Origin of the sequence: Corynebacterium sp. HMSC055A01 (genome assembly GCF_001809405.1) — a bacterium.
GTDB lineage: Bacteria > Actinomycetota > Actinomycetes > Mycobacteriales > Mycobacteriaceae > Corynebacterium > Corynebacterium hesseae.
In genome coordinates, this window is the sequence record NZ_KV797591.1 from 60,779 (window position 1) to 82,850 (window position 22,072).

A 22,072-nucleotide genomic window follows, 5' to 3' on the forward strand; every position below is an offset into this window, starting at 1 on the left:
AGCTGTGTTTAGTTGGCGATGAAGTACATCTGTTTATTGATGAACTCCTCGATACCAAGTGAACCAAGCTCGCGACCGAAACCTGAACGCTTGACACCACCAAAGGGGAGTTCAGGACCTTCACCAGTTGGTGTATTGACGTTGCTCATGCCAGATTCGATGCGCTCAGCAATTGCTTGGGCTCGCTTGGAGTCTTGAGAGAACACTGCTGCGCCAAGGCCGAAGACATTGTCGTTAGCTATCTCGAGCGCTTCCTCATCAGTCTTAAACTTGTAGACCGTGGCGACCGGTCCAAAGAATTCCTCATAATAGGAATCGCTACCTCGAGGGATATCTGTGATTACTGCAGGGGAGATGTAGGCGCCCTCCTCTGAGAGTTCACCACCCGCCAGTAGCTGGCCTCCAGCAGAAACAGCGCGCTCGATCTGTTCTTTGAGGTTCTCTGCAGCGCTACGGGAAGATAGCGGGGCATACACAGTTTCCCCGGCAGTATCCGGTAGTCCTGGCTCCATTTGTTGCGCAAGATTAACTAGTTCTTGAACAAACTCGTCATAAATGTCTTCTGCGACAATAAGCCGCTTGTTTGAATTGCAGGCTTGGCCGGTGTTGTACATACGCGTACCCCAAGCGAGTTCGGCTGAAGCCTTAACATCATCCGTGTCGAGGATGACATATGGATCTGAACCTCCAAGCTCGAGTACAGCTTTCTTGAGGTGCTGGCCAGCCTGTGCACCAACGATAGCTCCGGCCCGCTCGGATCCGGTAAGAGAAACTCCTTGAACGCGGGGATCTGCGATCAAGGTAGAGATTTGCTCATGGGTAGCAAAAACATTGGTGTACACCCCTGCCGGAAGGCCGGCATCGAGAAAGATCTTTTCGATCGCCAGAGCAGAACGCGGGCAAATCTCCGCGTGTTTAAGGATGATGGTGTTTCCTGCGACAAGGTTGGGTCCTGCAAATCGCGCTACCTGGTAGTACGGGAAGTTCCACGGCATGATGCCGAGCAGAGGCCCGAATGGGCGGCGGCGAATGAATGCCTTACCGTCCGCCTCCGTAGGGATCTCTTGATCCGCGAGAAACTTCTCCGCGTTGTCCGCATAGTACTGGATGATGGCAGATGAGAACTCGGCTTCTTCAACGCCTTCCGGAAGTGGCTTCCCCATCTCTTCAGCAATGATGGCAGCGAGTTCTTCTTTGCGTTCTTCAAAGAGTGAAGCTGCCTTGGCCACAATTTCTGCTCGTTGTGAGACTGGAGTTCCAGACCATTCGGTGAAAGCTACGGAAGAAGCTTCGAGGATTGGCTCAATAGCAGTATCATCGAGAGCATCGAAAGTTTCAATGATCTTGTTGTTGACTGGATTCTGTACACGGTACTGAGACATTTTTCCTCCTAGGAAAAGTTTGGGGTTGTTGTATCTGAACTGGATTCACTACGGCTGATTACTGAGCCCGTGAAGAAATCTGGGTTGCGGAGTCGGGTAATGAACATGAGGATTAATCCGAGCACGAGGATGCTGGCGCCCAGGATGAAGACGATTCCGACCCCTCCAAGAGAAGAACCGGAACCAAAGCTCGGGTCCATGGAGTCATAAGCGGTGATGAAAAACATTAAGAGAAGGAAGCCACCGCCCAGCAACGGGCATAGAAACTTAAACAGGAAGTTCCTTACTGAAGTAAAGAGTTCTTTTCGGAAATACCACAGACAGGCAACTGCTGTGATGCCGTAATAGAAACAAATCATGAGACCAAGAGCAGCAATTGTGTCCCAAAGTGCATTCTCTGAGAGCACTCTTGTTATGGCATAAAAGGCTCCAGAAACGACGGTTACGACAATCGTTGCGACGGTTGGAGTTTGGAATCGTGGGCTGATTCGAGCCAATTGTGGGGGAAGAGCTTTGTAATAGCTCATCGCCAGAATCGTGCGGGCGGGGCTAACCAGCGTGGATTGCAAGGATGCAAAAGAGCTAGCTAGAACCGAGATATAAATAAGGATATAAATAAGGATGGCAAATGGGCCCATAACCGGGTAAGAAAGCACTGCAAAAATTGATTCCTGATTGTCTGGGTTACCGGCGCCTAGTCCGCTTTCGCCGATGCCCGCCCATGCCATAACGGCTACCGCTGTAAGTACATACAAAATGATCGTGATGACGATGACGACGGTAGCCGCCCGGCCAGGAGTTTTTTCTGGGTTTTTCGTTTCTTCATTCATAGTTAGGGTGACATCCCAGCCCCAGAACATGAAGATGGATAGGGAGATTCCGGCAGCAACCACCGAGAAGTCCTTGATTTCAAATGGGTTGAACCAGCTGAATTGGATGGGGGTGAAATCGAATCCATCTCCGTTGTAAGCCCTCCATAATGCTGCGACATCGAAGGAGACAATTGCGATGATTTGAATTGCAACGAGGATGTATTGCATCTTCTGCGTTGTGTCCATACCTCGATACGCGACCCAAGCTGCAGCAACTAAGAACACAAGTGTGGTTGGAATATTTACCCAGAGGTTGCGTGTGAGTTCAGCGAGCTCTGGTCTACCGGCAAGCTGTGCGATGAGCAGATAGAAGAAGTCAACGGCCACTGCGGCAAGGTTCGATAGGACCAATATCGTGGCGGCGATCAGACCCCAGCCACCCATCCAACCGACCCACGGGCCGAAGGCTTTGGTCGCCCATGTAAAAGTGGTTCCTGAATCAGGAGCACGGTTGTTGAGCTCGCGGTAAGCAAAGGCCACAAGCAGCATGGGGATAAACCCCAGAATGAGAACGGCTGGAACGAAGACGCCCACGGCCGAGATGGCAGGACCGATTCCCGAAGTGAGTGTGTAAGTTGGCGCCAAACAACTAATGCCAATGACGACAGCTCCGAGCAAACCGACTTTGCCGACTGCCAATCCTTTCTCTGAAACTGCTGGTTGTTCACTCATGAGGGAGCACCTCCTTTCAGCGACATGTAGCCCGAAGGGACAACAATGGTTGGAACTGGTAAGTGCTTGAGGATTCGATGAGCAGTTGTGCCAAGGAAGAGCCGACCATCGCCGGCAATACGCGCAGAACCAAGAACTGCCACTTCGCCCTCTTCCCAGCTAAGGTTTCGCAGCGCTGACTGGACACTTGATCCCGAAGTAGTGATGCGTGACGCTTGTCCCTTGGAAACCGCTCCTTCGATTGCCTCTGAGAGTGGGAGCTCAAATCCGTGCCCGGCATCTTCTCCGGAGATCTTCAAAGTAATGATGCGTAATGGAATCTCTCGGCGGTTTGCGCGGTCGAGTCCGATTGCCGCGACATCTGATCGTCCTCGGCGCGGGCCAACAAGGGCAGAAATGCTCGTTATCGGTCCTGGATATGAATAGCCTTGAGGAGCTAGCGCTACTGGTGTTTGTGCTGTGTATAGCAATGAACTTGGTACTGTACCGATGCGGAATCGGTTCAAAAGTCCGCCTGAGCGTGCTCCGACGACGATTAAATCGCACTCAAGTTTTTGCGCGGCATCATTCAAGGCAAGTGCGGGTTCTGTCCCCTCGACGACGTGCCATGTCGCAGAAATGTCAGCGGGAAGACTATTTAACGCACTGGCGAGACGCTGTTCGGTTTGTTCTCGCACAATCGCGTTGTAACCAGGATCTTGAGTCTGAACACCAAAACCTTGAGGACTAACAGGAGGAATAACCGAGACTATCTTCAGGTTGACCTGGCGCTCACGCGCGAGAGCAATTCCTAAATGGAGAGCATCATGACCGTCAGAGGTGTCGATGTATGCGACTAGCAGAGAGCCGTTAGCCCTGCGGCGCGGAAAATCTGTGGGTGGATTCATGAACAGTCACCGCTTATCCCTGCCCAAGAATCTGTTTCGCAACGGCTTCACCGATACGCACCGCGCCGTCGACGTGCTGGTAACCTGCACCAGCGATGTCAGAAGAGGAGTAATAGATAGGGCCGGTTGGTTTGTTCTGAAGATGGCCCCAACGCGATAGTCCACCCAAATCGTATGACGTTGCGTAGGCTCCGCGAGTCCATTCTTCGGCCGCCATATCGGAGAGGAAGAATGCGATTGGCTTCTTCACCTTGTCACCAAGGTAAATGGACATTGCATCGAGGATGCGCTCTTTGCGTTCTTCAGCGGGGAGAGCCCACATCTCTTCGGCGTAAACGTCGGAAACAAAGCCAACCAATGTGCCGAATGCGTCTTCTTTTCCTTCCTCACCGCCTGCGAAGTTTTTGCCGTAATTGGTGTTGTCATAGATTTCGGCAACGAGTCGATCGCCACCGAATGCAGTACCGGACAGTCCCTCTTCACGCCAGAAGGGAGTTTCATAGACTGCATGAACTTTGATGACGAGACCCATGGAAATGTGCTGATGGGCAACATGCTGTTCTCGCGGCAGGGGAGGCACGTAGGAAATGCGATTATAGAGGTTTGGCGGAACCGCAAGGATAGCGTTTTTAGCATGGACAACAGCGCGATCAGAATAGGCAGTTACGGTTCCCGGTCCACCATTGTTGTCCACACCATTGCGGACGTCCGCTTCAACATTGTTGGGGGCGTCTGCCGTAGAAGGATCTGGCGTAGCCCATTCGAGAGTGCGAACAGGTGAACTGAGAATGACGTCATCGCCGAGTTCCTCTGCCATCGTTATGGAAACTGACTGCATGCCGCCGGCAACTCGCTTATCAAGCAAGAAGTTTTCATCAACAAGGTTGTCGAAAGAACCAGCAGATGAAGCCATCAGAGCTGCTTGAAGTACGGAAAAGGTGCGGGAAGGCTTAGTAAGCATTCCAGAGGAAATGTAAAGCGAGATGTTGTCAATTGCCTCAGAATCGTCAGATAGGCTTTCTAACCAGTCACGGAAGGATTGGCTATCGAGTTCTTTGGCTCGTGGGTGCTCCCAAGGGGCGTTAGCGTCGACTTCCTCGGCCAGCTGATTGAGCTCAGCGATCAATCGATTCATCTCGGAGGCGGTTTCCTCTGACGTTGGGAAGGTATCTCCCTCAAATTCGTGGCGCGTGCCGTCTGGGGACACGTAGACTGATTTTCCTTCGCGGTACCGATCAAAAGTCTCGAGTCCGAGCTCTTGGACGAGTTCGGTGAGGCGCGTTTGATCGGGGGAAATCCACTGGCCGCCGATCTCAATGAAGTGTTCAGTACCTTGGTCGTCGAGTACCTTTCCGTTCCAGGTACGGCCGCCCACGCGATTGCGGGCTTCGAGAACACAGACTGATTTTCCTGCTTTCTTGAGAGTGCGGGCAGCCATTAGCCCTGAAGCACCGGCGCCGATGATTACAACATCGACTGTGCGCTCTTCGGCGTTGGGATTACCATTACGTTGCGTGACCATTGGAGCGTTTCTCCTTCGCGTGCAGTAGGTATGCGGTGAGTGAGACCTTCGTATGGACGATGGTGTTTCAACGTTAAATTAAAGGGTTTAATTTAACGTTGTGACTACAGTAACAAACGCGCGGCAAGAATTGTAGGGATCACAGTGGTAAATGTTTCGCGCCCCAAAGGGCGGCCATTGAAAGCGCTGGTGAACCGGCAAAAAATAGCATCAGCCGCACTGCAAATTGTTGAGCGCAAGGGGCTTGAAGCCTTATCGATGTCAGCGGTAGCTAGGTCAATGAAGGTTAGTACGGCAGCGCTCTACAATCACATTTCCAACAAAGAAGAACTGCTGGCTCTGGTACAAGATGACATCATTGCAAAGGTCGATACTTCGTCGCTGAAGCACGCCCTTGCAGGGGAACTACCAGCAGCTGATGCGCTTCGGCAATGGGCATGGTCGTATCGGGATATTCTGGCTGATAATATTCCGCTGATTCGCGTAATTACTGAGCTTCCACTTTATGGTTCGCCCCAAACGATTTCGATGTACGAATTGCTCGTCCAAGTAATTGCACTCGCTGGAGTTCCCGAAGCGGAAGTTATTACGAGGCTTGTCGCAGTAGAGTCTTTTGTTTTTGGTTCTGCTTACGACGTTCATGCGCCTTTGAATATTTTTGAATCGCCTGGGCCTGGAGATAGTCCATTGAACAAGATGAATGACATCTACTTGGCTCAATTCCGAGAGCAGTCTTCGGAGGAGAGCGAACAATCTAAACTTCGTGCGGACAAGTCGTTTGAAACTGGTTTGGAAGCCCTGTTGGAACAGTTCCTATCATCAAATGAGGCTTAGATTTGTGACGTCTATTTAGAGAACACAGCCCCACGGATAAAACGGATTCCATCCAGCAGCTTCTCGAATAGCTGACAAAGAAGGATGACGTGCGAAACCCTCCCCTGCAGCTAGGGGTGAACTGCTATTGGGGAGGGAAGCACCTTGGGGAATAAGCTGGTTGAGCTTAGGTCTCGCTAGATTTTGGAGATTCTTTGGATCCTGTGCGGTGGGCGTTCGGATCGATCGGGTGCCCGTCAGCGTCTAGATCATTGAGTTCTGCCAGCTCCGTGAAATCCGCCTGCGCGTCGGCGAAGCCTTCCTCCGGATCGATCTCATCGAAGTTGCGGATGGTGCCGTCGCGCTCGTCCTTGAACATGTCCTTGCCGTAGATGACCAGCACCATAATGATGCCGGCGGCGAATCCCCACGCGGCGCCCTGGGTGGCCAGCACGCCAGCGGTTATGCCTGCGATGCCGAGGTCTTTCTGGTTCTTGGCCTCCATGATGCCCACACGCACGGATACGAAGCCCTGGATGATGAGCGTCAGTGCCAAGCCCACCGGCAGGATAGGCTCAACGAAAGAGGTAATCGGTAGCAGGAGGAGGCCCGTGTTGGTGCCCCAGCGGAAGGAGCCCGCGCCACCGAATATGGTGCGCATGGCGCGCTTGCCCTGCTTGTAGCGCTCAACGATGACCACGTGCATCGCCGCCCACAGTGGACCACACATGGCGATGTCTGGGCCGATGATGGACATCAGCATGTTGCGGCCGCCGAAGAGGAGGTGTGCGCGCGACGGGCTGTAGACCACGGCCTCATCCGTACGGACATGGTCGGCTTCCTTGAGAACGGCGTTGGCTTGCAGGACGTCACCGAAGACGACGATGTAGGCAGCCAACACTGTGGGGATGGCGGTAAGGAACATGTGCGCCGGCGGCAAGCCAACGCCGAAGACCGTGTACTCAGACCACAGCGTGATGAAGTCAGGCTTGGAGAAGCCCCACTCCACGTCCGGCCACGGTGCCTCGCCGGCCAGCGGTGCGACGAAGACCGCGACGAAGATGGCGGGCAGGATGCCTAGCGAAGCCAGGAAACGCCAGCCGGCGGCCTTCTGCCGCAGTGCCTGGAAGCCGCGCGAATACATGAGGAAGAAGGCCACGGCCACCGCGATGGTGATGGTGATAGGGAAGGAGTGGAAACGTCCGTCTTCTTGAAATACCGAGATAATCGCTGCAATACCGGCACCAAGCACGATACCGGCGCGCAGGCCTGAAGGAATGAGGCGAACGACCTTTGACGCCCACCCAGTTATACCCAGTGTTAAGGAGAATATGCCCAACAAGAGCTGGAAACTGATGAGCGCCCAGATTCGCTGCTCTCCTTCCGGGAAGGTCTGGATGTAGACCGTCAGCAGCGGAATAGCTGGGGTAATCCAACCCGGGACAACCGGGTCACCCAAGAGGTGGTGGGTCAGGTAGAGAAGGCCGTTGAGCATGACGACGGCCAGTGCCGCCTCATAGGGCATGCCGAGGGCCTCAGTCATGAGGGGGATAGCACCCAGATCGACCACGCACATGAACAAGCCTTGTGCGAAGTCTGGCCACTCAATGCGGTAGTGCACGAACGGCAAGCGGACATCAAAGGGCCCCATCTTCCAGTGGGGCGAAGCTTGACCGATTCCCTGTTCTTCGGGTTCGGCGGCTTCGGTGGTTGCGGCCATGACGGCCTCCTTTCAAAGAAAAAGGGACCAAGCCCTACGGGCGCGAACCGCGCAGGGCTTGGTGAGGAAAGGTGAAGTGGTTGAGGTTTAGCCGAGTCTTGATTAGTCGAACTCGATGATCTGGCGCAGCGCCACACCGTCGGACAGGCGGTCCATGGCGGTGTTGATGTCCTCGAGCTTGATGTGGTCGGAGATCAGGGCCTCGGCGTTGAGCTTGCCCTCGCGCCACAGTTGCTCGTACTTCGGGATGTCCTTCGACGGAACGGAAGAACCCAGGTAGCAACCATGTACGCGGCGTGCCTCTGAGGTCATCACGAGCGGGTCGATGGTGATGGTGGAGCCCGGTGCTGGCAGGCCAACGGTGACGGTCAGGCCGCCCGGTGCAGTGACCTTGTAGGCGGTTTCCAGGGCCTTCGGGTGGCCGGCGGCCTCCACGACGGCGGTGAACTTCTTGCCGGACTCTTCAGCTTCCTGCGGGGTCATGGCGGAAGTGGCGCCGATTTCGAGGGCCTTCTCGCACTTGTCCTTCTGCATGTCAATGCCCACGATCTCCTTCACGCCGAGCGCAGCGGCGGTGATGATGGCGGCCATGCCCACGCCACCGAGGCCGACGACGGCGATGCTGTCCTCCGGCTTCGGATCAATTTCGTTAAGGATGGCGCCGCCGCCAGTAAGGATGGCGCAGCCGAGGATGGCGGCGATATCCGCCGGGACATCGGAGCCAACCGGTACGACGGAGAGCTCGGAAACCACTGCGTGGGTTGCGAAGCCGGAAACGCCGAGGTGGTGCTGGACCATCTCACCATTGCGGGTGAGGTGGCGGGTACCGCGGATGAGGGTGCCCTCGTTGTTGGTCTTGGAGCCAACCTCACACGGCATCTTGCCGTCGGTCTTGCAACCAGCGCACTCGCCGCAGCGCGGCAGGAAGGTCATGACCACGTGGTCGCCGACCTTGACGTTGGTAACGCCCGGGCCAATCTCCTCGACGATGCCTGCGGACTCGTGGCCCAGCAGCATCGGCAGCGGGCGGGGGCGGTTGTTGTTGACCACGGAGAGGTCGGAGTGGCAGAGGCCAGCGGCGGTGATCTTGACCAAGATCTCGCCTTCGCCGGGGGCGGTGAGCTCGAGCTCGCTCACGGTAATGGGCTTGGAGTCGGCGTAGGGACGCTCATCGCCGGAGCGTTCCAGGACGGCGCCGCGAATGGTAATCGTGTCAGACATATCTACCTCCAGACATCGGGTGGGCTAATGCAACGTAATGTACGCCACAGGATATCGATGAGAGCAGGAATGGTATGGGAGAAATTACATCAGACGGCTAATTAGATAGGGAATTCTCTACTTGCTGAGCGTGTGGGCGCGCAGCGCCACGAAGACATCGAGCCCGCGCTGGCCGACGGCCCACTCATCACCCATCAACTCCGAGATCCGGTCGAGCCGCTGGCGCACCGTATTGGGGTGGATGAACATCGCCTGGGCGGTCTGCGGGATGCTGTGTCCAGAGAGCAGGTAGTGGTGGGCGGTATCGGTCAGCTCCGTGGAATGCTCCTCGTCATAACGCAGCAGCGGGCCGATGGTGCGTGTGGAAAGAGCGTTCAATGCGTGTGGGTCCGCGCCTAAAATGAGGCCCACCGTGCCCAGGGAGTCCTCGGTGATCAGACGGCCGCGCACTCCCAGGGCGAGCGCTGATTCCAGGTAAGACATGGCGGAATCATGTGCGCTGCGTGCTTCACTCAGGCCATCAAAGCCGATGGCGGAGACCGCTAAATCGGGGAACTCAGATAGCAGCGGGGCCAGCGCCGCATCGATACCTCGATCCGGCTGGTACAGCACGCACACGTGCTGATCGTGGTGCGTAATAGCGGCATTACCCGGCAAGAGGTGTTCCAGCTGCGGACGAGTGGGCAGGCCCTTTGCTGAGTGCAGGCCGACGAAATACAGCTGTGCTGAGGAGTTCAGGCTGATACCCGTCAGGTGTCGCAGGCGGGCGATCTCCTCACGCCCGGCATTACCCAGCGCCACGGCATAGACCAGGTCATCGACTTTGCGCGCGGTGGCGTCGACAAGCGCCTCGGCAAAAAGGGCAATCGCGGTAAAGGCCGCGGAAGCATGGCTGATGACGCGCAGTTCGGCGTCGCTGAGCTGCTTGTCCACACCAATCGTGCCCAGTGCGCGGCCATTAAACTCCACGGGGAACGTGCTTGCTGGGGGAGCGTCCGGGGCATCCTCCGTGGTCCACAGCATCACCGGAGCGTCGAGACTTTCAGTCAGCACGCGTTCCAGCTCTTCGAAGCTGGCATTGTTCATGAGCACGTGGAGCAGTTTCGCGTTGACCTCATTGAGCCACTGCAGCTCTTCTACATGGCGGCTCAGAGCTATCTGCGATCGGGTTAGCTCGGCAACGGATTCGCCCTGGCTCTCGATGACTTGCGCATTCTCCAATGCCACAGAGGTGATAGAGCCAAGCACCTCGAGCGCGGCAATTTCCTCGTGCGTGTAGTGGCGGGGGTGGCGGTCACCCACGAGCAGCGCACCGATGGTGCGCCCGGCAATTCGAATCGGGGCGCCGAGGATCCCGCGGATGCCTTCGGCCTCCACCGCGCGGTCCACGTAATCCACGTGCGTGACGTTAGGGTCGGCGGAATGGTCATAGGTCCACGCCGGGCGGTTGGTAGCGGCCACAATGCCGAGGATTCCAGAGCCCATCGGCATGTTGATGGTGCGGAAGTCCTCGGTGACGACACCGCTGGTGGCCAGCACCTTGGTAAAACCGGTGTCCTCATCGTTGAGGCTGAGGTAGCCCACGTCCGTGCCAATAGTGGTGCGCGCGTGGCGCACGATGGCGTGGAAGATGTCAGAGGATTCGCGGCCCGAGTTGAGCATCTGGGAAACATCGAGCAGCTTGGTCGACATCACCCGCCATGTGTGGTTGGCGCGCATGGTCTCCTCAACGGCCCGAAGCGAACTGAGCTCCTCGGCATCCAGCTGCTCTCGCAGCTCGTCGGGGACGCGGGTGCCGCTGGCGAGGTGGGAGAGTACGGTGCCGAGGAGAGACATGCCTATAGTTTATTTGGATCAGATTATTAGGATCAGACTTTTTTCTTAGTGCGCGGAATGGGCTTGCCAGTGATGAGCGCGTGGAGCTTGCCATCACCAATCTGTAGCTCTTCGGGCACGTCCTCGGAATCGACCTCAGTCATGATTTCTCTGATGAAGTCAGATTCGGGAATGGAGGAATTGCGGGCGATAGCGGAAAGCTCGCGCATTTCCTCATCAGAGAGGTGGTTGTCATTCTCAAAACGCTTCTTGAGTAGTTCGCGCGCACGGCGGCGCAGATCGGCCTCAGACTGCAGGTCCTTGCGGTTCTTCAACCAAGCAAAGCCGATGATGAACATGATGGCGATACCCATGTAGCCCAGAATCGGGTATACCCATCCGATGAGGTTAGAGAAGCCGACGAAGGAGAGCACGAATCCGATGAGCACCGAGATGACATAAACCTTGTAGAAGTGCTGTGGCTTGCCACGGGTCAGGCGCTTGGCAAAGGCATAGAACATGCCGATGGCGGTGTTATAAATCATGCCGTAGATAGCAATGGACATGGCGACTCCGAGCGCTGGATGAATCTGTTCAATCATGGCCAAGGTTGGCATTTCGGCGTCGGTAATCGGACCCACCGAAACGTAGAGGCCGCCCACCAGGACCGCAAGCAGGAACAGGAAGCACAGGCCGCCGAGGATGCCGCCATAGCCCACTTCCTTGGCATCGAGGAAGTTGCCGCCGATGACGATCATCATGGAGACCACCACGATGACGTTGAGGCCCAAGTTATTGATGGCGGAGACCCACCAGTTGGGCAGCGTGGTGGGAATGTTCTGCGCCTGCTCGTTGAGGTGTGACCAATCGGGGCTGGACGTCAACACGGTATATACGGTGCCGATGGTCAACAGGATGATGATGAACGGGGTGATAGCGCCAATGGCGATGGTCACCTTGTCCACATCGAGCAAACCAGTCAGCAGCGTGAGAATGAGCATGAGGATCGCACCGATCCACACCGGCCAGCCCCACTGCTGGTTGAGGTTGGTGCCGGCGCCGGCGAACATGGCGAAGCCGATGCAGAAGAGACAGGTCAGCGTGGCGAAGTCAAGGATCTTCGACACAATTGGCGTGGATACCGCGTTGAACACAGAAGTGTGTTCTTTGGCGCGGTGATAAGAACCCAATTGGAGAATGGTGATTCCGGAAATGGTCATGGCCAGTGCGGTGACGATGGCACCGACGATGCCCATGTTGCCGAAGGCAACGAAGTATTGGAGGGCCTCACGGCCGGACGCGAAGGAGGCCCCCGCGAGCACGCCGATGAAGGCCATCGCGATGCCGAATGAGCGTTTAAGCATGGTGAACCTAACTGTGGATGGATAATTGCTTCTACTTATGCAGACGGGGCAGGCCGCCTAGGAAAGGTGCCTGCCCCGTGTGTGATGGAGCGAAAGCTGTTAGCTCGTCACCGCCTTGATGAACTCGGCGATTCCAGCAAGCTCCTCCTCGCCGCGGTCAATGATCGCCGCGGAGGTAAAGAGCCCGTGGTGGTATCCCAGAAGGTGCTTGTGCGTGACATCCACGCCAGCCTTAGCTAGCTTGCCGGCATACTCGATGCCCTCATCCGCCAGCGGATCGTTGTCCACCGTGATGACGAGTGACGGGGGCAGGCCCTCCGGCAGCTCTTCCAACAGCAGCGGAGAGAGATCCGTGGCTGTGCGCTGGGATTCTTCCGTGACGAAGGTATCGATGAACCACCGCATGGTGTCGGAGGCGAGAGGGAAGCCCTCTTCCAAACGCTTGTAGGAGGCGCCGTTCGTGGTGCGCTCGCGGGAGCAATCCGTGATCGGGTAGAGCAGGATCTGGGCGCTGAGCTTGGCGACGTCATCAAGCACCGCGAACTCATTCGCCAACGTGGCAGCCAGCTGGCCGCCGGCTGAATCACCGGCGACCGCGATGGAGGTCACGGTCAGTCCGTGCTCTGCCTCGGGGTTGGACAGCCAGCGGTAGGCGGCGCGGCAATCGTCGATAGCCGCCGGGTAGGTGTGCTCCGGGGCGAGGCGATAATCCACCGCGACGACCGGGAGTCCGGTCAGCACCGCGATACGGCGTACCGAGGAGTGGTGGGTCTCCAGGTTGCCCATGAGCCAGCCGCCGCCGTGCATGTAGAGCACCGCGGGGGTCTCCTGGTCGCGTTCTGCCTCCGGGCGGGGGTCATAAAGGCGAACCTGGAACTGGTCGACCTGGAAATCTGTGGTCGTAGGTTCTTTCTCTTCGTGGAGTGGGTTGGCGTGGGCCGAGGCTACGTAGTTCTCACGCACCTGCGGGATGGGGAAGTTATGGAAGGACTTCGCTCCACCATCGCGGAAGGGCTTCAGCGCCTTCCACGCATCCTCGGCGACGGGGCGCCCGGAGTATTCGTCGTGCAGAGTGTGCATCGTGATCACTACCTTCTAGACCAGCTCGTAGTCGTTGATCTCCAGCTTGTCGGTAAGCTCGTAGTACTCAGCAACGTTGCCGGACCAGTTGTTGATGACGCGGCCTTCCTCGTTCTTGTACCAGGAGGAGCAGTCAGCGGAGAACGCAGATTCCTCGAGTTCCTTCTGGATACGGGTGTTGAACTCGTCGATGACGTTCTTCTTCACGTCGAGGGCTGCCTCCGGGTTCTCGCGCAGGTAAGCAACGGCCTGGGAGATGTAGCGGTCCTGTGCCTCGAGCATGGCTACCACGGAGTGGTGGTTGAGGTTGGTATTCGGGCCGTAGAGCATGAAGAAGTTCGGGAAGCCATCCACGGTCATACCCAGGTAAGCCTCCGGAGAGTTGCCCCAGCGCTCGCGCAGGTCGATGCCGTCGCGGCCGGCAATCGGCAGGTCGCCCTGGAATTCCTGGGAGTGGAAGCCGGTGGCGTAGATGACCACGTCGAAGTCGTGCTCGACACCGTCCTCGGTGCGGATGCCGGTCTCGGTGAACTTCTCGATACCAGCGGTGACAAGCTCCACGTTGTCACGGTTGAAGGTCGGGTAGAAGTCATCGGAGCGCAGGATGCGCTTGCAGCCGAAGGCGAAGGTCGGGGTGAGCTTTTCCACCAGCTCCGGGTCGTTGACCTGAGAGCGCAGGTGCTCCATGGCCTGCTCGACACCCTCGGCGGCGGAGTCGGTGCCCTTGCGGGTGCGGTCGAAGCCCTCCTCGCGGACCTCGTGGATTTCCTGGCGGATGGCGCGGTAGGAATCCGGGTTCTCCTGGAACTCCTTGGTCTCCTCCTCGGTGAAGATGACCTGGTTGCGCGGCAGAATGTAGTTTGCGGAGCGCTGGAACACGGAGAGCTTCTCCGCAACCTTTGCAACCTCCGGAACCAGCTGGACAGCGGAGGCCGCGTTGCCGATGACGGCGACCTTCTTGCCGTTCAGGTCGACGTCGTGGTTCCACTCGGCGGAGTGGAACTGCACGCCCTGGAATGCCTCGCGGTTCGGGAAGTTCGGGATCTTCGGCTTGGAGAGCTGGCCCCAGGCGCCGACGAAGACGCGGCCGTAGTAGGTCTCACCGTTGGCCTCGATCTCCCATGCCTTGAGGTCTTCCTTCCACTCGGCGCGGGTGATGCGGTGGTTGAACTTGATGTGATCGTAGAGGTTGAACTCCTCGGCAAGGGCCTTGAGGTAGCCCTGCATCTCGTCCTGACCGGCGAACATGCGGGAGACGCCGAGGTTGAGGAAGTAGGAGTAGCAGTAGATCAGAGCCTGGGTATCGCAGGCAGCGCCCGGGTAGGTGTTGTCGCGCCAGACGCCGCCGACCTCGTCGGCTGCTTCGAGGATGAGGAAGTCCTGCTGCTCGTCGCGAACAAGTTGGGCGCCCATGCCCAGTCCGCCGTAGCCGGTGCCGAGGATGATGCAGTCGTAGATCTTCATGGTGGTGTGTCTCCTTGAGGTGTTGGTGTTTCGGATTAGTTCGCGCGGATAGCTTCAGCCAGAACCTGGAGGCCGTCACGCAGGGTGGACTCGTTGATGACCAGGGGCGGCAGGAGGCGGATGACGTTGCCATCGAGGCCGCAGGTGAGGATGAGCACGCCCTGCTCGCGGCAGGTCTTGGCCACCTTGGCGGTGAGGTCGGCGTTCGGCTGGTTGTTGTCATCGACCAGCTCAATGGCGATCATGGCGCCGCGGCCGCGGACCTCAGCAACGGTGGTGAGCTCAAGCAGCGGCTCCAGATCTTCGCGGATGATGGCCTCGATTTCGCGAGCGCGGGAGTTGAGGTCCAGCTCCTCCATCTCCTCGAAGGCTGCCAGGGAAGCAGCGCAGGCCACCGGGTTACCGGCGTAGGTGCCGCCGAGGGAACCCGGGTCCGGGGCATCCATGATTTCGGCGCGGCCGGTCACAGCGGAGAGCGGCATGCCGCCGCCCACTCCCTTGGCGGTGGTGATGAGGTCCGGGATGATGCCCTCGTCTTCACAGGCGAACCAGGAGCCGGTGCGGCAGATGCCGGCCTGGATCTCATCGGCGATGAAGACAACGCCGTTGTCGGTGCACCATTCCTGCAGCGCCGGGAGGAAGCCCTTGGCCGGCTCGACGAAGCCGCCCTCGCCCTGCACCGGCTCGATGATGACGGCAGCCAACTCTTCGGTGCCGACGTACTGCTCGATGTAGCGCAGGGTGCGCGCTGCTGCCTGCTTGCCGTCGAGGCCGTCGCGCAGCGGGTAGGACATCGGCGCGCGGTAGATGTCAGCGGCCAGAGTGCCAAAGCCGGACTTGTACGGCTTGTTCTTGGCGGTCATGGTCATGGTCAGGTTGGTGCGGCCGTGGAAGGCACCGTCGAAAACCACGACGCGGTTCTTGCCTGTGTAGCGGCGAGCGATCTTGATGGCGTTCTCCACTGCCTCAGCACCGGTGGAGAAGAGGCAGGACTTCTTCTCGTGGGTGCCCGGGGTCAACTCGTTGAGCTTCTTGGCTACCTGGACAAAGCCCTCGTAAGGAGCGTTGAGGAAGCAGGTGTGGGTGAGGTGGCTAGCAGCCTCGGCGACGGCTTTGGCAACGCGCTGGTTGGAGGCGCCGACGGAAGTCACGGCGATGCCGGATGCGAAGTCGACGATGGTGTTGCCGTCGACGTCGACAAGCACGCCACCGTCGCCGTCAGTGATGTAGGAGGGGTAGCCCGGGATGACGCCAGCGGCGACGTCTGCTTCACGGGCGGCATTCAGCTCCTGGCTGCGGGGGCCAGGGATTGCGGTGGAAACGTTCCGCTCCTGGGGGAGACGGTGCTTGAGATCCTGCATGCTGTCTGCTCCTTAATGCTCGGGATTTGTTATGACGTAGGTCATTCTGGCGGCTAAACTTCAGGAGGGCCACAGACGATCTGGTGAAAGAATGGTGAGAAATTGTCCACAGTGGATAAGGGGGTAGCGGCCGGGCTGGAAGAGGGGAGCGTGTCCCTCACGTGGTTGGCCAATCAACCCGATCTGGGGATAGAGATTCTGCACGATTGTCGGCGTTCCTTTTCCGTGATGCACCCGTGTGAACTGCGCGATCCGCGCGAATTTGTGGGATCCGGGGCCGTCATTTTGCTCACCGGCATGGCATTTGAAGGACAGCCTGAGGAACTGGCAGAGTACATCCGCAAGGTGTCCGTGGGTGGGGTAACGGGGGTGGGTTTCGGCGTTGGGCTGGCCTTTGCCGAGGTTCCGCCCGGAATGCTGGAGGCCGCTCGGGAATGCAATATTTCGCTCTTCACGGTGGCGCGGCGCGTCCCTTTCGTTTCGGTGCTCGCGCGTTTGCACGACGAATTGCAGCGCCAGCGCGAGGAAGGGTTGGAGCGTTTCATCGCCCAGCAGGGTGCGCTCAACGACGCCGCCGTGGCCGGCCTCGATGCCCTCGTGGACAAGACCAGTCGCCTCCTAGGCGCGCATTCCTGTCTCGTCGATAAAGACGGGCGCGTCTTTGCGCAGTCGAGCTACCCGGGACTGCCCCCGGTGGATTGGGCGCCGGTGATCGCCGATACGCGCGCCCAGAACTTCTACGCCGCGCGCCGCGTGGGCGGGTGGAATGTCTTGGCCCAGCGCTTGGCCGACCACGGTGCGCGCTCCTTCGGGCTCTTGGCAGTGGCGCGTGATGGTTTCGGCGTGAACGAGCGCGCGCTACTCAAGCAGGCCGCGGGCCTAGCGGAGCTTAGCGTGAAGCGCCCACAAGAGCTGCGGCGCACACAGAATGAGCTCAACTCCATGGCTTTGGCCATTCAGCTGGGGTTGGACGAACCCGAAGATCCCATGCGGCGCATCTTCCACCTCGTGGGTGATGCGCAGGGGAGGGTGCGCCCGGTCTTGGTGAAATCCGAGGGGGAGCGGGCTCACCAGCGCTTCATCCAGGCCCTGGACGCCCGACTCCAAGACCACGGGCGTTTGCTCTTCGAGTACGCGCTGGATAAGTCCTCCAGCCTCCTGCTCTTTAGGGGAAGCCGAACGATGAAAAATCTGCAGGATTTGCTGCGCGATATTCGCGGGAGCAAGCGCATCGTCGTGGGCCAACCCATGCCGTGGGCCGAGCTGGGGGTGGGGATTGTCCACGAGCTGGAGTCTTTCGCTTTCGGGCTGCAGCCGGGGATGCTCGCGGGGCCGGAATCGCGCACCTTGAGCTGGACTAGGGACCCTCGGGTTAAAGGAGCGGCGCACAACCGCGCGAAGGAGACCTGGGGCAAGGTGCGTTCCTTTGACGCCGAGCACGGCACCGACTTGGCGGAAACACTGGAGGTTTACTTGCGCGCCGGCGGGCATGTAAGCCGCACCGCTGAGGAGCTGCATTCGCACCGCCACACCGTGCGCAAGCGCATCGCGGACTTGGAGGAATTATTGGAGGTGGACCTTAAGGATCCCCTCGTGGCGGCGGAACTTCTCATCCTGGGCGTGAGCGTTCCGGACTGAGATCTTAAGAATCAAGGCTGAGCAAGAGCAGCTCCGCGCGGGTGACGGGGTTGCCCAGGTCCACGCCGCAGAGTTGCTCGATCTTGTCCAAGCGGGCGCGCACGGTGTGGCGGTGAACGCCGAGCTCCGCGGCGGCGGTGGCCAAGTTGGCGTTGCCCACGAGGAAGGAACGCAGCGTGGCGCACAGCTCTGTGTTGTGCTGCGCATCGTGCTCGGTAAGAAGGCTGACCGTCGCCGCGCGCCGGGCAGCGAGGGCCTCGGGTACGCCGGGTTCTGCCAGCCAGGTAGGGGCAGCCGAATCGAAAACGGCCGCCGTGCCGAGGGGCAGGCTGCGCGCGTGGCTCTGGAGAGAGGACAAGAGCGCCGGTGTCAACGCCTGCCATTGGATGCGCTGCAGGATGGACGTTCGGAGGTAGCGGGTGTGTTTCCCGCACAAGTTCGTGTGCGCGGTGCCCGGGGGAAGCGCGATAAGCGCCGAATCGTGTTCCGGGCGGATGAGGCTGAGAGGCTCGGCTTTTCCAATCTCGCTTAATGCCCGCGCGAGGCGGGAGGGGGATGGTGCCGTGAGAAACAGAACATCCACGAGGTCGTGGCTATCGACCGTATGGAAGGCCGCCTGTAAGGCGGGGGAGTCAACCCCGGCCAGTTGGGCGTCAAGCGCCAACGCCCCGAGGATCGTGTGTGCAGTGGTGTCGGGATGATCTAAGAGCAGGCTGGCCAGGCCCGCGAGGTGCCGGATGAGCGCGCGGGAGTAGGAATCGAACTTCTCCGCGCGCGTTACCGCGATGGCCCAGCGTCGTCCCGCCGAGCCGAAGATGCTGGTGATGGTTGCGCCTGTGCTTGTCGACGTCCCCGTTCCCCGCCCCGTCTGCTCCGCGGCCTCCACCGCGGCGTCGGCCGCACTGAGCTGGCCGCGATCGCTGCGGCTGACCACCGCTCCGGAGGAACTGGCCACCGCTACCGCGGCACCGAGTTCTTTGCCGGCTTGCATGACGAGCGCCCCGATGCTCGTGGCCGCGGCCTGGTTGAGGCGCTCCTGCTGGCGGTGGAGTGCAAAGTGCGCGTTGTTGTCCAAGCGGGCCTGTTCTTGAGCCACGGCCGTGGTGATGGAGACGAATCGGGTGGCGCGCGGGACCTCAAAGAGGGTGAGATTGTGCTGGGAGCAGGCATGGATGAGCGCGGTGGGGACCTCGCTAAAGGCCAGTCCGGTGCCGAAGCCGATGCCCTGCACGCCGGCCGCGGCCAGGGCCGCACCATAGCGTTCGAAGCCCTCCGGTTCTTCCTGGAAGGCAAGCCCCAACGTGAGCATGAGCGCGCCGGGGGAGGTGAACTCGCTGGGGTCCGCGAGCTCGGAGGCGTGGATGGTGTTGAATGTGGCGCTACCGGTGACGATGCTTCGCAGGTTCAATGAGCGCTGGTTGAGCAGCCAGCGGAAGGAAATCTCACGCATGGTGGACAGGGTACACAGCTAAGGGGAGGAAATTTATACATCTCGTCCATAGTGTGCGGAGGGTGGTGGAGACCACACTAAGGGGCACACTATTCATCCGAGCACAAAAGGAAGATCATGCAGGAACTTCAGTACCACATTGAGCAGTCTCGCCACCTGGGCCAGCAGGTCCCGGGCCCGAAGAGCGCCGCCCTGGATGAGCGCCGCAAGAACGCCCTCCCCGCGGGCATGGCGCCGTCGCTTCCGGGTTACGTAGTGGATGCCGATGGCGGCATTCTTGCCGACGCCGACGGCAACCGCTTCATCGACCTTGCCTCCGGCATCGCCGTGACCTCCGCTGGCGCTTCGAACCCGGCCGTCGTGGCCGCGGTCCAGGAGGCCGTCGCGCACTTCACCCACACCTCCTTCACCGTTTCTCCTTATGAGTCCTACGTGGCCGTGGCAGAAAAGCTCAACGAGGTCACCCCGGGTGACCACCCGAAGAAGACTGCGCTGTTCAACTCCGGCGCGGAGGCCGTCGAGAACGCAGTAAAGATTGCCCGCAACTACACCGGCAAGCGTGGTGTGGTGGTCATGGACCGCGCCTTCCACGGCCGCACCAACCTGACCATGGCGATGACCGCCAAGCAATCGCCCTACAAGAACGGCTTCGGTCCCTTCGCCCCGGAGATCTACCGCGCACCGATGTCCTACCCGCTGCGCGATGGCCTGAGCGGTGCCGAGGCCGCCAAGAAGACCATCACCATGATCGAGCAGGAAGTCGGCGCGACCAACCTGGCCTGCGTCGTTGCCGAGCCGATTCAGGGTGAGGGCGGATTCGTCGTTCCGGCCGAGGGCTACCTCGCAGCAATCCAGAAGTGGTGCAACGACAATGACGTCGTCTTCATCATCGACGAGATCCAGGCGGGCATGATGCGCACCGGTACCTGGTTCGCTTCCGACCACGAGGGCATCGTGCCGGACATGGTGACCATTGCGAAGGGCATTGCCTCCGGCATGCCGCTGTCCGCAGTGACCGGCCGTGCGGAAATCATGGATACCCCGCAGCCTGGTGGCCTGGGCGGTACCTACACCGGTAACCCGGTGGCGTGCGCGGCTGCGCTGGCAACCTTCAAGGAGTTTGAGGAGAAGGACTTCGGTGCGCGTGCTCAGAACCTGGAGAAGGTCGCCCGCGAGGAGCTGGAGCCCATCCTGGGCGATGAGCGCGTGGCCGAGTTCCGCGGCCGCGGCGCCATGCTTGCCCTCGAGTTTGTTACCGCTGAGGGCGAGCCGGACTCCGAGCTGGTGCACAAGATTGCTGACGGTGCCAAGGCCGAGGGCGTCCTGCTGCTGACGTGCGGCCTGGACCACAATGTCATTCGCTTCCTGCCTTCCCTGGCCATCCCGGAGGACCTGTGGCGTGAGGCGCTGCAGGTCGTCGTCAAGCAGTTCAACGAATTCAAGTAAGGCGAATGCAGTTCTCACCCGGCGATGGCCGGGTGAGTTCACGTTTTAATAGCCATTTAATAGTCATCGGAGAAGTCTTTGTCCAACAACATTTCTGTGCCTCAGAAGGATGAATCCACGAAGGAATTCAAGCCCGCCCTGTCCTTCGTGCAGGGCATCGCCCTCATCTTCGGCACCAACATCGGCGCTGGAGTTCTCTCCATTCCTTATGCCGCTCGCAACGGTGGATTCCTCGCGCTCGTCATCGCCCTGCTCGTGGCTGGCACGCTCACGACCATTTCCATGTTGTACGTGGCGGAGTCCGCCATGCGCACCAAGGCCACACTGCAAGTCTCGGGACTGGCCGAACACTACCTGGGGCAGTGGGGGCGGTGGCTGGTCTTCGTCGCCATCATCGTCAACGGTATCGGTGCGCTCATTGCCTATGCTGCCGGCTCCGGTGACTTGATCAACAACATTTTCGGCCTGCCGCCGCTTCTGGGCACGTTGATCTTCTTTGGGTTTGGCTCGTGGGTGATGTACCGCGGTCTGCACACCACGGGTGCCACTGAGGGCGCCGTTACCGCCGGTATGGCCATCATCATCGCTGTCCTCTGCGGATGGACCATCCTGGGACCAGGTATCAAGGTGGAAAACCTATTGGTTCTTCACCCCTTCTTCATCGTCCCGATTCTGAACCTGGCGGTGTTCTCCTTCCTGGCGCAGTATGTGGTTCCGGAGCTGGTCCAGGGGATGGATCCGTCGAAGCCGCAGGAGACCGCGCGCGCGATCGTCGTCGGCATGGTCATCACGGGCTTTACCCTGGCGCTGGTTCCATTTGCAGCCCTCGGCCTTCTCGGTATGGAAGTCACCGAAGTGGTGACCATTGCCTGGGGTGAGGCACTGGGCCCGGTTGCCTACTACTTGGCCAACATTTTTGCCCTGGCGGCCATGCTGACGTCATTCCTGGCGATTGGCTTCACCACCATGCGCAACGTCCTCGACATCTTCCACTGGGAAGGTGTGAAGGGGCAGCGCATCGTCGCGGTGGCGCTGACGGTGGTACCGCCACTGGTGATCTCGATTGCAGGCCTCGGCGGCTTCGTTGCGGCGCTGTCCTATGCGGGCGGCTTTGCGGGTGCCATCATGTCCGTCATCCCGGTGATGCTGCTGCACGCCTCCCGCAAGAAGGGCGACCGCGATCCCGGCTGGACCGTGGGTGGTCTTGCGCACCCGGTTATTCAGGCAACCATCATCGTGGTGTATTTCTTGGCTTTCATTTATTCGATCATTTCGATCGTCGGGCTGGTGCCGGCGGGTTGGGCTTAACCTCAGCAAAGTGAACTAAAAGGGTGTTGGATTATCCGTCGATAATCCAACACCCTT

The 22,072-nt window shown here is 59.2% G+C and carries 16 protein-coding genes; 4 read left to right on the forward strand and 12 right to left on the reverse strand.

The window, feature by feature from the left end:
- Positions 1–8 precede the first annotated feature (8 nt).
- Genes HMPREF2604_RS09580 through HMPREF2604_RS09590 form a run of 4 tightly spaced genes read right to left on the reverse strand, consistent with a single transcriptional unit; the run spans position 9 to position 5,335 of the window.
- A complete protein-coding gene (locus HMPREF2604_RS09580; protein WP_070565191.1) occupies positions 9–1,382 on the reverse strand; it encodes an NAD-dependent succinate-semialdehyde dehydrogenase in 1,374 nt (457 codons plus the stop codon).
- Between the two features lie 8 nt (positions 1,383–1,390).
- Positions 1,391–2,926, reverse strand: coding sequence for an APC family permease (locus HMPREF2604_RS09585; RefSeq protein WP_070565194.1), 1,536 nt, complete (start codon positions 2,924–2,926; stop codon positions 1,391–1,393).
- The gene (locus HMPREF2604_RS13730) at positions 2,923–3,813 is read right to left on the reverse strand and encodes a universal stress protein (RefSeq protein ID WP_083299233.1); all 891 of its coding nucleotides are present in this window, start codon (positions 3,811–3,813) and stop codon (positions 2,923–2,925) included. The genes HMPREF2604_RS09585 and HMPREF2604_RS13730 overlap by 4 nt, the downstream gene beginning before the upstream one ends.
- 13 nt (positions 3,814–3,826) lie before the next feature.
- Positions 3,827–5,335 (reverse strand): flavin monoamine oxidase family protein, encoded by a 1,509-nt coding sequence (locus tag HMPREF2604_RS09590; protein WP_070523376.1) that lies wholly within the window; start codon positions 5,333–5,335, stop codon positions 3,827–3,829.
- A gap of 144 nt (positions 5,336–5,479) precedes the next feature.
- Here HMPREF2604_RS09590 and HMPREF2604_RS09595 point away from each other — a divergent pair, with 144 nt between their 5' ends.
- The gene (locus HMPREF2604_RS09595) at positions 5,480–6,169 is read left to right on the forward strand and encodes a TetR/AcrR family transcriptional regulator (RefSeq protein ID WP_070708197.1); all 690 of its coding nucleotides are present in this window, start codon (positions 5,480–5,482) and stop codon (positions 6,167–6,169) included.
- 166 nt (positions 6,170–6,335) lie between these two features.
- Here the strand turns inward: HMPREF2604_RS09595 and HMPREF2604_RS09600 are convergent, their stop codons facing one another.
- From HMPREF2604_RS09600 to gabT (HMPREF2604_RS09630), 7 genes are all read right to left on the reverse strand, one after another.
- Positions 6,336–7,868 (reverse strand): permease family protein, encoded by a 1,533-nt coding sequence (locus HMPREF2604_RS09600; RefSeq protein WP_070530937.1) that lies wholly within the window; start codon positions 7,866–7,868, stop codon positions 6,336–6,338.
- Between the two features lie 102 nt (positions 7,869–7,970).
- Positions 7,971–9,089 carry an alcohol dehydrogenase catalytic domain-containing protein gene (locus HMPREF2604_RS09605; RefSeq protein WP_070523370.1) on the reverse strand — a complete coding sequence of 373 codons (1,119 nt, stop codon included), beginning with the start codon at positions 9,087–9,089 and terminating at the stop codon, positions 7,971–7,973.
- 117 nt (positions 9,090–9,206) lie between these two features.
- Entirely contained in the window at positions 9,207–10,925 is a 1,719-nt protein-coding gene (locus HMPREF2604_RS09610) for a helix-turn-helix domain-containing protein (RefSeq protein ID WP_070523368.1), read from the reverse strand.
- Between the two features lie 32 nt (positions 10,926–10,957).
- Positions 10,958–12,268 (reverse strand): YkvI family membrane protein, encoded by a 1,311-nt coding sequence (locus HMPREF2604_RS09615; RefSeq protein WP_070523365.1) that lies wholly within the window; start codon positions 12,266–12,268, stop codon positions 10,958–10,960.
- A 99-nt stretch (positions 12,269–12,367) separates the two neighbouring features.
- Positions 12,368–13,348, reverse strand: coding sequence for an alpha/beta hydrolase (locus tag HMPREF2604_RS09620; RefSeq protein WP_070523356.1), 981 nt, complete (start codon positions 13,346–13,348; stop codon positions 12,368–12,370).
- A gap of 15 nt (positions 13,349–13,363) precedes the next feature.
- On the reverse strand, positions 13,364–14,812 hold the full coding sequence (locus HMPREF2604_RS09625) for a flavin-containing monooxygenase (protein WP_070565196.1): 1,449 nt from the start codon (positions 14,810–14,812) through the stop codon (positions 13,364–13,366).
- A 35-nt stretch (positions 14,813–14,847) separates the two neighbouring features.
- On the reverse strand, positions 14,848–16,173 hold the full coding sequence (gene gabT, locus HMPREF2604_RS09630; RefSeq protein WP_070565199.1) for a 4-aminobutyrate--2-oxoglutarate transaminase: 1,326 nt from the start codon (positions 16,171–16,173) through the stop codon (positions 14,848–14,850).
- Between the two features lie 150 nt (positions 16,174–16,323).
- Here gabT (HMPREF2604_RS09630) and HMPREF2604_RS09635 point away from each other — a divergent pair, with 150 nt between their 5' ends.
- The gene (locus HMPREF2604_RS09635) at positions 16,324–17,811 is read left to right on the forward strand and encodes a helix-turn-helix domain-containing protein (RefSeq protein ID WP_246818408.1); all 1,488 of its coding nucleotides are present in this window, start codon (positions 16,324–16,326) and stop codon (positions 17,809–17,811) included.
- A gap of 4 nt (positions 17,812–17,815) precedes the next feature.
- Here HMPREF2604_RS09635 and HMPREF2604_RS09640 read toward each other — a convergent pair whose 3' ends face one another.
- Positions 17,816–19,261, reverse strand: coding sequence for a PucR family transcriptional regulator (locus tag HMPREF2604_RS09640; protein WP_070565206.1), 1,446 nt, complete (start codon positions 19,259–19,261; stop codon positions 17,816–17,818).
- A gap of 117 nt (positions 19,262–19,378) precedes the next feature.
- Here HMPREF2604_RS09640 and gabT (HMPREF2604_RS09645) point away from each other — a divergent pair, with 117 nt between their 5' ends.
- Both gabT (HMPREF2604_RS09645) and HMPREF2604_RS09650 read left to right on the forward strand, forming a co-directional pair.
- Entirely contained in the window at positions 19,379–20,707 is a 1,329-nt protein-coding gene (gene gabT / locus HMPREF2604_RS09645) for a 4-aminobutyrate--2-oxoglutarate transaminase (protein WP_070565209.1), read from the forward strand.
- A 78-nt stretch (positions 20,708–20,785) separates the two neighbouring features.
- Positions 20,786–22,015, forward strand: coding sequence for an aromatic amino acid transport family protein (locus HMPREF2604_RS09650; RefSeq protein WP_070565212.1), 1,230 nt, complete (start codon positions 20,786–20,788; stop codon positions 22,013–22,015).
- The last annotated feature ends 57 nt before the right edge of the window (positions 22,016–22,072 follow it).

What these genes read in the sequence shown, in the direction of transcription:
- HMPREF2604_RS09580 (WP_070565191.1), bottom strand. Translation starts at nt 1,382, where the DNA reads ATGTCTCAGTACCGTGTACAGAATCCAGTCAACAACAAGATCATTGAA.
- HMPREF2604_RS09585 (WP_070565194.1), bottom strand. Translation starts at nt 2,926, where the DNA reads ATGAGTGAACAACCAGCAGTTTCAGAGAAAGGATTGGCAGTCGGCAAA.
- HMPREF2604_RS13730 (WP_083299233.1), bottom strand. Translation starts at nt 3,813, where the DNA reads ATGAATCCACCCACAGATTTTCCGCGCCGCAGGGCTAACGGCTCTCTG.
- HMPREF2604_RS09590 (WP_070523376.1), bottom strand. Translation starts at nt 5,335, where the DNA reads ATGGTCACGCAACGTAATGGTAATCCCAACGCCGAAGAGCGCACAGTC.
- HMPREF2604_RS09600 (WP_070530937.1), bottom strand. Translation starts at nt 7,868, where the DNA reads ATGGCCGCAACCACCGAAGCCGCCGAACCCGAAGAACAGGGAATCGGT.
- HMPREF2604_RS09605 (WP_070523370.1), bottom strand. Translation starts at nt 9,089, where the DNA reads ATGTCTGACACGATTACCATTCGCGGCGCCGTCCTGGAACGCTCCGGC.
- HMPREF2604_RS09610 (WP_070523368.1), bottom strand. Translation starts at nt 10,925, where the DNA reads ATGTCTCTCCTCGGCACCGTACTCTCCCACCTCGCCAGCGGCACCCGC.
- HMPREF2604_RS09615 (WP_070523365.1), bottom strand. Translation starts at nt 12,268, where the DNA reads ATGCTTAAACGCTCATTCGGCATCGCGATGGCCTTCATCGGCGTGCTC.
- HMPREF2604_RS09620 (WP_070523356.1), bottom strand. Translation starts at nt 13,348, where the DNA reads ATGCACACTCTGCACGACGAATACTCCGGGCGCCCCGTCGCCGAGGAT.
- HMPREF2604_RS09625 (WP_070565196.1), bottom strand. Translation starts at nt 14,812, where the DNA reads ATGAAGATCTACGACTGCATCATCCTCGGCACCGGCTACGGCGGACTG.
- gabT (WP_070565199.1), bottom strand. Translation starts at nt 16,173, where the DNA reads ATGCAGGATCTCAAGCACCGTCTCCCCCAGGAGCGGAACGTTTCCACC.
- HMPREF2604_RS09640 (WP_070565206.1), bottom strand. Translation starts at nt 19,261, where the DNA reads ATGCGTGAGATTTCCTTCCGCTGGCTGCTCAACCAGCGCTCATTGAAC.
- gabT (WP_070565209.1), top strand. Translation starts at nt 19,379, where the DNA reads ATGCAGGAACTTCAGTACCACATTGAGCAGTCTCGCCACCTGGGCCAG.